Annotated in this window: 11 protein-coding genes; 1 reads left to right on the forward strand and 10 read right to left on the reverse strand. The window is 34.5% G+C overall.

Annotated elements, in window-relative coordinates; all coding sequences use genetic code 11:
* Nucleotides 1-10: 10 nt before the first annotated feature.
* Nucleotides 11-478, reverse strand: coding sequence for a DUF2059 domain-containing protein (locus Q1V95_RS09865; protein ID WP_300673236.1), 468 nt, complete (start codon nt 476-478; stop codon nt 11-13).
* 1 nt (nt 479) lies between these two features.
* On the reverse strand, nt 480-1,970 hold the full coding sequence (gene hutH, locus Q1V95_RS09870) for a histidine ammonia-lyase (RefSeq protein WP_300673238.1): 1,491 nt from the start codon (nt 1,968-1,970) through the stop codon (nt 480-482).
* 73 nt (nt 1,971-2,043) lie between these two features.
* Between hutH and uvrC the strand changes: the two genes are divergently transcribed.
* Nucleotides 2,044-3,840: an excinuclease ABC subunit UvrC gene (gene uvrC / locus Q1V95_RS09875; protein WP_300673240.1), complete on the forward strand. Its 1,797-nt coding sequence runs from the start codon at nt 2,044-2,046 to the stop codon at nt 3,838-3,840.
* 10 nt (nt 3,841-3,850) lie between these two features.
* Here uvrC and Q1V95_RS09880 read toward each other — a convergent pair whose 3' ends face one another.
* From Q1V95_RS09880 to Q1V95_RS09915, 8 genes are all read right to left on the reverse strand, one after another.
* Nucleotides 3,851-4,222 carry a hypothetical protein gene (locus Q1V95_RS09880; RefSeq protein ID WP_300673242.1) on the reverse strand — a complete coding sequence of 124 codons (372 nt, stop codon included), beginning with the start codon at nt 4,220-4,222 and terminating at the stop codon, nt 3,851-3,853.
* Between the two features lie 49 nt (nt 4,223-4,271).
* Nucleotides 4,272-4,667 (reverse strand): hypothetical protein, encoded by a 396-nt coding sequence (locus Q1V95_RS09885; protein WP_300673244.1) that lies wholly within the window; start codon nt 4,665-4,667, stop codon nt 4,272-4,274.
* A complete protein-coding gene (locus Q1V95_RS09890) occupies nt 4,648-5,211 on the reverse strand; it encodes a LemA family protein (protein WP_300673246.1) in 564 nt (187 codons plus the stop codon). Before Q1V95_RS09890 ends, Q1V95_RS09885 begins: the two co-directional genes overlap by 20 nt.
* 9 nt (nt 5,212-5,220) lie before the next feature.
* The gene (locus Q1V95_RS09895) at nt 5,221-6,402 is read right to left on the reverse strand and encodes a hypothetical protein (RefSeq protein ID WP_300673248.1); all 1,182 of its coding nucleotides are present in this window, start codon (nt 6,400-6,402) and stop codon (nt 5,221-5,223) included.
* Nucleotides 6,403-6,404: 2 nt separating this feature from the next.
* The gene (locus Q1V95_RS09900) at nt 6,405-7,124 is read right to left on the reverse strand and encodes a DUF2931 family protein (protein ID WP_300673249.1); all 720 of its coding nucleotides are present in this window, start codon (nt 7,122-7,124) and stop codon (nt 6,405-6,407) included.
* A gap of 429 nt (nt 7,125-7,553) precedes the next feature.
* Nucleotides 7,554-8,294, reverse strand: coding sequence for a hypothetical protein (locus Q1V95_RS09905; protein WP_300673251.1), 741 nt, complete (start codon nt 8,292-8,294; stop codon nt 7,554-7,556).
* A 292-nt stretch (nt 8,295-8,586) separates the two neighbouring features.
* Complete coding sequence (locus Q1V95_RS09910) at nt 8,587-8,913, reverse strand: multidrug efflux SMR transporter (protein WP_300673253.1); 327 nt, start codon at nt 8,911-8,913, stop codon at nt 8,587-8,589.
* 56 nt (nt 8,914-8,969) lie between these two features.
* Nucleotides 8,970-9,536, reverse strand: a complete 567-nt coding sequence (locus Q1V95_RS09915; protein ID WP_300673255.1) for a Crp/Fnr family transcriptional regulator — start codon at nt 9,534-9,536, stop codon at nt 8,970-8,972.
* Nucleotides 9,537-10,765: the final 1,229 nt, after the last annotated feature.

The following is a 10,765-nucleotide window of genomic DNA, read 5'->3' on the forward strand; positions in this document are numbered from 1 at the left end:
GGATTTTATATTATTTACTTTTTGAAGGCATTTGCGGTGGCGGTGACATCGTTTTAATAGAGTCATCTTTGTCTAGATCTTCTAAAACTTTTCTTGCTATTTCCATTCCCCATTCTTGTCCAGCAGTCATGCTTTCTTGCATAATAAGTGGAAGTTCTTTAATGGTCTTTTTCCCCAAAGGCGTTTCGTAGAATTTAATCAAACCATCAATATCTTCCTCTGTGAAATGATTCGCGTAGATTATCGCCACTTTCGATTGAAGTTCTTTATAATTGACTTTTAATCGAACTTTTTCCCAGTATGCAGAAGGAACGGAAGAATATGATTTCTGATATTGATTCATCATTTGCTCAAACATCAATTTCATATTGCTGGTTGTTCCCATTAAGTCTAATAGTTTTTCGACCTTTTGTTCTTTTGTTTGTGCAAAAGATATTGCTGAAACCAAAAATGCCGATACTAGAAATATCTTTTTCATGTTAAACGATTACGTTTAGTTTTCTATTTCTAATTAAATCTGCAATTGCTAACATATCTTTTCCGATAAGTCTGTCTTCTTCTAATTTTGGAACAACCCTTCTAATGATGCTGAAATTTTCTTCAATAATTTTTGAACATTTTGCAGGTCTACGGAATTCTAATCCTTGCGCGGCAAACATCAATTCTACTGAGAGAATATTCACTAAATTATCCAAAACTTGATTGAACTTTCTTCCCGAAATACTTCCCATTGATACGTGATCTTCTTGACCTAAACTTGTCGGGATAGAATCCGCTGAAGCAGGGAAACAAAGGGTTTTGTTTTCTGTTACTAAAGCTGCTGAGGTGTATTGTGGAATCATAAATCCTGAGTTAAGTCCAGAGCTTTCTGTCAATAATCTCGGAAGTCCGAATTTTCCTTCTAATAAAAGATAACTTCTTCTGTCGGAAATATTTCCCAATTCAGCAGCTGCCAAAGTAGCGTAATCAAGAGGTAAAGCCATCAATTGTCCATGGAAATTTCCTCCTGAGATTGATTCTTCTGCGCTTAACACGATTGGATTGTCTGTTACAGAATTTAGTTCCGTTTCTGCCATCATTTTAAGATGTTCAAAAGCATTACGACTTGCGCCATGTACTTGTGGAACGCAACGCATAGAATATGGATCTTGTACACGATCACAGAATTCATGCGATTTTAGATTGTCAGAACCTTTTAGGAATTTCACCATTCTAGCAGCTACTTTTTTGCTTCCAGCAAATGGACGAATCTCGTGCAACTCTTTCTTAAAAGGACTTGCCGAACCTCTGTAAGCTTCAAGACTCATCGCTGCAGTCATATCAGCAAGGTCAAGAAGATATTCCATTTTTTCTAAACCTTTAATCGCGTGTGCTAGAATAAATTGTGTTCCGTTGATTAAGCCTAAACCCTCTTTTGGACCAAGTTTCAAGGCTTTTAGTTTATGTTTTTTAAGGGCAACTTCTGTCTCAACAATTGTATCGCCATCCCAAACTTGACCAAGACCAAGCAATGGAAGAACCAAATGTGACAAAGGCGCCAAATCTCCTGAAGCACCAACAGAACCTTGCTCTGGCACAACAGGGATAATATCTTTTTCGAGCATTAAAATCAAACGTTCGATAACATCCAAAGAAACACCGGAAAATCCTTTTGACAAGGCATGAACTTTCGCAATAATCATAATTTTTGAAAGTTCTTTATCAATCGGTTTTCCAACACCAACAGAGTGCGAAATAATAAGATTATGTTGAAGTTGTGCAGTTTCTTCTTCAGAAATTTTCACATCACAAAGTGGTCCAAAACCAGTGTTGATGCCATATACCGTATCATCCGAAGCAACAATTTTTGCAACGTTTTTTTGTGACTTTAGAATTTGATCTTTTGCCGTTTTGTTAAGTTTTGCTTTAGAAGGGTTTTTACAAATTTCTAAAACATCTGTATAAGAGAATTGGTCAATACCGTATATCATTTTTGTAAATTTTGGTTAAAAATAATGAAATTTAATGAGCTTTTGGCAGTGACATATTTAGTATTTTTGTTGTATGAACTCCGATTTAGAACTTCAGCTGAAAACCTTGGCCTCCGATCCAGGCGTTTACCGATATTATGATAAGAATAATCAATTGTTGTATGTTGGTAAAGCCAAGAATCTTAAGAAAAGGGTTTTGTCTTATTTTAATAAAAACCTGTCGAGCTACCGAACCAAAATTATGGTTGGGAAGATTTTTCGGTTAGAGACGACCATTGTTAATAGTGAGTATGAGGCACTTTTATTAGAAAATAATTTGATAAAGGAGCATCAACCGTTTTATAATGTGATGTTAAAGGACGATAAAACTTATCCTTGGATTTGTATTAAGAACGAGCCTTTTCCACGGATTTTTATGACGAGGACGGTTATTAAAGACGGTTCGGAATATTTTGGTCCTTATGCCAAGATTAGACCTGCGAAGATTCTGCTTGATACTATTAAACATATCTACAAACTTCGGACTTGTAACCTAAATCTTTCGGCGGACAAAATAGAAGCTGGGAAGTATAAAGTCTGTCTGGAATATCATATCAAAAATTGTGAAGGACCTTGCGAAGGTTTGGAGTCCGAAGAGGAATACAATGAAAAAATTGACGCGATACGAGGTATTATTAAAGGTGATTTCCGAAAAGCAAAAGAGTATTTGAGCAATCAAATGATGCGTTATGCTGCAGAACTAAAGTTCGAAAATGCGCAGATGATTAAAGAAAGAATCGATGCTTTGGAAGATTATCAAACCAGAAATACCATTGTCAATCCTAATATTGATGATGTAGATGTATTCGGGATGACCAGTGATGAGACGGCGGCTTACGTTAATTTCTTTAAAATTAGAAACGGAAACATTATCCAGAGTTTTACTACAGAGATTAAAAAGATTTTGGATGAAACCGATGAAGATATCTTGGAAGAAGCGTTAATCGAAATTCGTCAGAAATTTGGTTCGGATTCTAAGGAGATTTTGATACCATTTCATTTGTCAGTTGAGATTCCGAATGTTAAGTTAATCGTCCCAAAAGTTGGCGATAAAAAACGTATCGTAGAATTGTCGGAGAAAAATGCGCGCGAATATCGTTTAGAAAAATTGAAAGCAGTGCAAATTGTTGATCCTGATCGCCACACCAACCGAATTATGGCAGAGATGAAAACTTTGCTGAGAATGCCTGTGGAACCGCGCCATATCGAAGGTTTTGATAACTCGAATATACAAGGGACTAATCCTGTTTCGGCTTGTGTTGTTTTTAAAGATGGAAAACCTAGCAAAGCCGATTACAGAATTTTTCATCCCAAAACTGTGGAAGGTCCTAATGACTTTGCAACGATGGAAGAAGTCATCTATCGACGCTACAAAAGAATGTTGGACGAAGGTGAAGAGTTGCCACAACTAATTTTGATTGATGGTGGAAAAGGTCAACTATCTTCTTCGGTGAAGAGTCTTAAATTACTAGGTCTTTACGGTAAAATTACAATTGTAGGTATTGCAAAACGTTTGGAAGAAATATTTTTCCCGAATGATCCTATTCCGTTATATTTAGATAAAAAGTCTGAAACTTTAAAAATTTTGCAAAGAGTACGCGATGAAGCGCACAGATTTGGCGTAAGACATCATAGAACACGCCGTAAAAATTCAACTATAAAATCGGAGTTGGAAGAAATACCAGGCGTTGGGCCAAAGTCAATCGAATTGCTTCTATCAAAATTAAAATCTGTAAAAAGAATAAAAGAGGCGAGCCTCGAAACTTTGGAAGAAATCCTCGGAAAGTCCAAAGCTAAAGTCGTTTGGGAATATTTTAATTCTGGAGAATAGTGTAAAGAAGCTATTTGTTTTTTTTCGCAGATGATAACTTGTTGATTGCGCGTTGTAAACTTTGGTAGTTGAAGGCGCAAAAGAAAACGCAAACAACATGAAGCGTAAGCCAAATTGCTAATAAATGTAATCCCGAAACGCCTAACAGCAGGAGAATTGCCATGGTCACAAAACCGACAATCCAAGTAATTCCGATTGCATAAAAATAGATATTAACGACCATTGCATATTTTGCATTTTTGTAAAATCTATTGAAAGGCCAAAGCAATAAGCCAATGGCAAGCATGTACAAAATAATGCCGAAAGCAGCTACAAATACCATCGTTGCAGGTTCTACTGCAATTGTAGTAATGATTTCGCGGATATAACTATTTAACTCCATGATGTGTTATGCCTTGTCGATGTTTTTATTTTTCAAAATGTGTTTTAAGCTAAGTTGTTTTCATATTTAGTTTTGCCTTCTTTTCTTGAATTAGTTTGCTCATAATTTTATCCATTTTAGTGAAATGGAAACAACTAAAAAAGATACTCAATGTATGAAGTGTTAACCAAATTGCTGCAAGATGGAGTCCTGAAACACCTAGCAAATAAAATAAAATCTGTGTCAGCGAACCAAATAACAGTGTTATTCCGAGAGCATAGAAATATGTTTTTATTTTAGGAGATAAATTTTTGGCTTTGATAAAATTGTCAAATGGCCAAAGAACTAAACCCAAGAAAATCATATAAAAGAATACGCCAATTGTTGCGATAAGCAGCATTGTAGAAGGATTCTTTTCAATGGTGATAAGAAGATTCGTGAATATGCTAAAATTTAATTCCATCATATTTCTTTTCTTGTTCTGTTACTTCTAGCATTGTTTTTTTCTTAAACGAAAAGACTTTTGCCATAATCAGATTCGGAAATTCCTGAATACCAATATTGTAAAGGTTGACACTGTCGTTGTAATATTCTCTGCGGTCAGCGATAATGTTTTCTAGCTCTGTGAGCCTCTGCTGTAGCGCCATAAAGTTGTTGTTGGCAGTTAGCGTGGGATAATTTTCGGCAATGATTAGTATTGATTTTAAAGTTTTTTCAAACTGGTTTGTAAGCTTAACCTTATCTTCTGTTGAAGCTGTATTTTGATATTGAGAACGTAAAGTTGTCAACTTTTCCAAAGTTGTTGCTTCGTAGTTTTTTGCTTCTTTGACAACTGCAACGAGATTCGGAACTTCGTCTGTTCTTTGTTTTAGGACAACATCAATATTTGCAAAAGATTTGTCAACATTGTTTTTTAAGAATATGATTTTGTTAAATATACCAATGATGAAGGCAATTATCAATATAATGACAACTGCAATTATTATATAGAAAAGTATTTCTTCGTTCATTTTTTTAAATTACTCTGTTGCGCTTGGTTGTTCAGCATTATCTTCTTCACTAAAGTCTGTTATTGTTTTAGGCTCTTTATCTTTTTTAAAATTGAAAAAGTTGAAGTTTGGCTTTTCAATAATAAGTTTATTGCCTTTGAAATACATTGGTGTTATCAAAATTATAGCACTTAGAATCGCAAAAATTGTAGCATAAGCTTTTGCTTGCTTCAACAATGGAACCGAATTGTTGTAGAGCTCAAGTTGATTAACATCGCTTAAGCCAAAAGTTTTGTTGTAAGAATCATAGGCAACGACAGGTTTGTTGTTTTCCAAACTAACGTTACCAACTAATAAGACTTCCTGATTCGCTTTTAGCAAGTATTGCGTGAAACGCTGGCTGTTGTCATAATATTGGGTGTCTTGCTCTAACCAAACAAAAGAAATATTTGCACCTTTCACCAGAATAGATCCAGTGTCATCCATCAGCATAAAATCTTCGCAGACCGTTTTGTCTAGTTTTGTTGTGTAAGTTGTGTGACCATCTTTATCGGTGTCTTCGTCCTCGATGGTGTACCGAAATCCTATACAATCTTTCGCCATAATCGGAGATTTTGCAGTCGTCAGAGTTTGACATTTTCCTTGCAGTTCTGCCAAGCCCATTGCGACAGATCGCACTTTTGAAGTTGGTAGATTGGCTTGCGCTTTTAGAAAACGTTTGTTATTAGTTGGTGCTGCAAAACCAATCGCTAATGCTCCGACAAATAAAAGGACAATTCCGCTAGCTCCCCAAAAGTGAAATAAAAGAGCTCCTGATGCGAAAAATAAGATGACAAAGAATATTTGCTTTGCAGAGGTTTTTTCGGCTTTTTGATTGTATTTTTTATTAAAATTTCTGTTGCTAACATAATCGTCGGTATCTTCATCTTTTCGAAACAAGGAGAGAATCATTCCGATTATCGCAAATAAAATGAGTGATAAAAATAAAAGTAGAAGACTGACAATGGTGTAATGTGGCCAAATAAGCCATGTGACAATTAGTACGACGGGATCTAATATGAAAAATAGACGTGCTATTTTGGCGTTCATATTAAAAAGTGCCGACAGAAAGATATAATGAAATAATGCGATGCCAAGCGAAAAACCAACTAAAAAAATTAGCAATGGTAAAGGTGTTGGCTCGCTGGTTATTTTAGTAATTAAATCATACATTGTTAATCAAGAGATTCTTTAAATTGTTTTGTACTATCGATGTAGTTTGCTTTTGCTTCCCAACCAGCATTTATTTTTTGTTTGATAGAGTCCGATAAATATTCGAAAAATTTTGCTTTGTATGCTTCCTCTGTTTTAAAATTTTCGTAATTAAAAGATTTCGAAATTGGGATTGGCTCCAAATGTTTTTTGAACAAAAGTTTGGCGTAGTTTTTTCCTTTTAACCAAAGCATGATGTTACCATTGTTTGCGATTCCTACAAGAAATATCAAACCCTTGACATCACCATTAACATTGTACAAATCTGTAAAGTTTTTTCCTTTTTCAGCTTCCGTGAAGTGTTTTTTGATTTCGTCTGGAGATAATGCAATTCTTGTAGAATAAAATTTGTTCGCGCGATAATCGAAATAAGATAAAGCTAATTCTTTTGGTAGGCGTATTGGATGTGGCGCTTCTGGAAAGTAATAAGCATGTCCCCAATCGCTACCAAAATTGTTGACTTCGTCGGTGCTTTTGTAAAAGCTCGCTCCGATGTCGTCATTTGGATACTTAAAAAAGATTTCGTCAATATGAATAGGGTAGGACTTTGGTACTGTAACGCTGGACGCGAAATAATAACGATCCCAACTTTTGTATCGGAATAGATAGTAAATGTTAGCACCAATTAAAGCAAGGACAATTAATGCTAGTATCTTGTTAAAAATATTTAGTTTTTTCAGCATAGTCTAATGATTAAATCCTTTTGCTAATTGACTTGCATACCAGAGAAGTCCACAAAAAATTACTGAAAATATTATGAGTACAATCATCAACCAGAAGGCAATAGTTTTTTTTGAAACTTTATACACAATAACATATAAAATCTGGAAAACGGTGATTGGTATTAGTAAAAAGAAAAATGCTTCAAAAATTGCCGACTCGTCATAAGGTCCTTGTAGAGTGAAAATCATTAGGAGAACACAAATGCATACCAATAACACGACGGAAATTGATTTGTTTAGATTTTTGAGGTCTCCTTGTGACTGCATATTAATAATGACGAATTGATGTTTAAATATTTGAATTTAAGTATTTTTTCTTAAAAACTTTCTAAAAGCAAAATATTATTTTTTGAAAAAAAAAGCAGCGAGAGATTCGCTGCTTTTGGGTGGTTATTTTTTGATAAAAATTTCTTTGGAGAAAGTACCATCAGATTTTGGAATATCTATTATGATGTTTCCATTTTCTGAGTAGCCCATTGTTGGCGTGTTGTCTTGCAATGCCACATGGAAGATACCAGCTTTACTGCTTTCGGTTAATTTTGCAAACGGAACCGAACTCTGTGATGATACAAGTATAAATTGATTTTGACCCAGTTTTACCAATTGATAGGTCTGCTCACCATTAGTGTACGACAAAGCGTTGCTAACAGATTGATTGGGTAACGAAGTGGTTTTCGTTGGTTCGGTAATTTCTTTTAATACTGCCACTTCATTTTTACCTTTAATTTCCTCGAGCGTAGTTGTGGTTTTTGGATTAGACATCGAGATTTTCAGAAAGGCATTTTTCAATGCTTCAGGATAGCCTGTTTCAAAATCTTTATCATCCGAACTTCCTTTTGCTTCGGTAATTAGTTTTCCGTTACAGTCTGTAAAATCAATTTTTACTTTGTTTTTAAGAAAAGAACTGTCGTCTAGTAGATTGGCTTTTAGAACTGCACAAGACTTATTATCTTCTTGGATTACTTTATATTTTTTTGCGGTTAATTGTTGGATTAATACATTTCGCAAATTGAATTTATCCATTTTTTTTTCAAAAGAAGCAGGAACATATATATATTCGTAATCGGAAATATTTTGGGAAAATGCTATTGTTGAGCTACCTATTAGTATTGTTGCAATTAATTTTTTCATTTCATTTAAATATGTTGCGAAGATAAGAATAGTTTTTCTGTTAGTTTTCTTTTTGTGAGGTAACTTATTAATTGCCTTTTATGAAGCCTAGCCTTTGTTTTTGTAATGATTTAATATCCTTTCAGGACTATTGTTGAAAAAAATGAAAAAAAACTTTGGATGATATAAATTTATATTTACATTTGGGACACATTTCAAATCACATACACATATTTAAAATTTACCAAATTTTCAAGTTTGAAATTAGCCCCTTTTTAATTTTAAAAAGGGGTTTTATTTTTATTGTATCAGTTTAATGACTCACAGACTTTAGTCCGACAATTGATCCAATAAGTGTAGTGATGAAGAATAATCTCCAGAATGTTGCAGGTTCTTTAAAAACAAAAATCCCCACCAAAACGGTTCCGACGGCGCCAATGCCTGTCCATACAGCATAGGCTGTTCCTATTGGAAGTACTTGTGTTGCTTTAATTAGACCAAGCATGCTGATGATTAAACATACTAAAAATCCCGCGTACCAAAAATATGATTCCGTTCCAGCCGTCTCTTTAGCTTTTCCTAAGCAGGACGCAAAGGCAACTTCAAAAAGTCCTGCAATAATTAGTATAATCCAATTCATTGATAAATATTTTACGCAAAGGTCGACCATTTTCATCAAGAATCTTTTTTCAAATGTTAAAAAGTAATTTGACTTCTAATCCTACTTAAGCTAACTTGTGTAATACCGAGATATGATGCTATATGACGCAAAGCTGCCCTTTGCAAAAGATTGGGATGTTGGTGGAGTAGGTCTAGATAACGATCTTTTGCCTGCATCGAGATGCGATTAATGAGACGCAGCTCTGTAGCAACAAGTTCTGTTTCGGCAAGACGTCGACCCCAATTTGCGATTTCTTTGTTTTCAAAATAGAGGTTTTGAAGTTTTGCAATTTCTATCCTATATAATATACAGTCCTCAAGAAGTTCGATATTTTCGTAGTTCTTATTTCCAAAAACATAGCTATTCATTGGGATGATGAGATGCCCTTCAGTGCCGAACCAAAATGTAATTTCCTGACTATCGATTTCAGTATAAGCACGAACCAGTCCTTTCTTTATAAAATATAAGTGTTTTTCTACTTTGTTGGCTTCTAAAATCAAACTTTGTTTCGGAAGTTCAATCTTGTCAAACATGTCGATTAGAATACTGGTAGCTTCTGGCGAAAGTTGAAATTGAGAATTGATAATATCATAAAGGTTCATTGTTTTTTTATGCGAATCTAGTCATTATATAAATATTACAGATATGAGACTAATCTTTTTTCGGGCAATCCTCGCGCTGGGCTGAGTCTTTGCTAGCTCGGTCGGGCTATCCGCTGTATCTTGGAAGCTACGCTCGGTCGCCTATGCTTCGGTCGCTACACATCCCGAAGCACCGTCGCCTCGCTCCGCTCCAAGGATGCCGCTTCCATCCCTATTGCAGATTCGTGATAATTTTTTTGAATTACGATTGTTGATTTTAGATTTACGGAATTTCATTTAGAATTACGAATTAGGATTTTGAAATTTCCAAAACTCATAGTTGCATATCTTTTATTCCCTTTTGCGGTTAAGCTGATCTCTTCAACTAAACCTTGTCTTTCATATATAAGCTTTGCACCTTTGTTTATCTTAAAATTAGAATGACAAACAAAATACCTTTGTTTTGCTTTGCGATAAAGTTTCATTTACTTTTCTAGGTTATTATATAGAACACATTGCAAAATCTCCACTTAAATATTTAATAAACCTTTTGTTCCCTTTTGCTGTTATACTTTTATCTACACAAACAGACATTGTCTTTCATATATAAGCTTTACACCTTTGTTTCTCTTAAAAGCAGAATGAAAGATAAAAATCTTTGTTTTGCTTTGCGATAAAGTTTCATTTACTTTTCTAGGTTATTATATAGAACGCATTGCAAAATCTCCACTTCCAAGTTTCCATTAAAGCTTTTGTTTGCTTTTGTGGTTATTCCAAAACGAACAATCAAAAATAAACTGATCTGAAAACAAGCTAGTTAAAGTTAAATTAAAAAATAGTTTACAAAAAGTTTGGATTGGGAGGAGTAAAGGAGCTACTTTTGCACTCGCAAATCAGAAGTGGTAAGCAGCGCAGAAGATACTAGAAACAATAATAAAAGAAACGAGACAAATGCTTTTCGGGTTAAGAAAAAAAACTTGAAAAAACATTTGCGAGATTCGGAAAAAGTTTTTAGTTTTGCACTCGCAAATCAGAAATGACAAGCAAGCGCAGGAGATAATTAAAGACGAGTATTTAGATTTAAGGTAGATGAGTTTAGAGAATTTTTTAAAAAAAACTTTTAAAAACATTTGCGTAGGTCGGAAAAAGTTTTTACTTTTGCACTCGCAAATCGGCAGAAAGATGACAGAATAAAAGAAGCCGAGGATGCGAAAAGAAAAGAGATCATTGACATAAATATAACAACCAAG

Origin of the sequence: Soonwooa sp., assembly GCF_030151385.1 — a bacterium.
Lineage (GTDB): Bacteria > Bacteroidota > Bacteroidia > Flavobacteriales > Weeksellaceae > Soonwooa.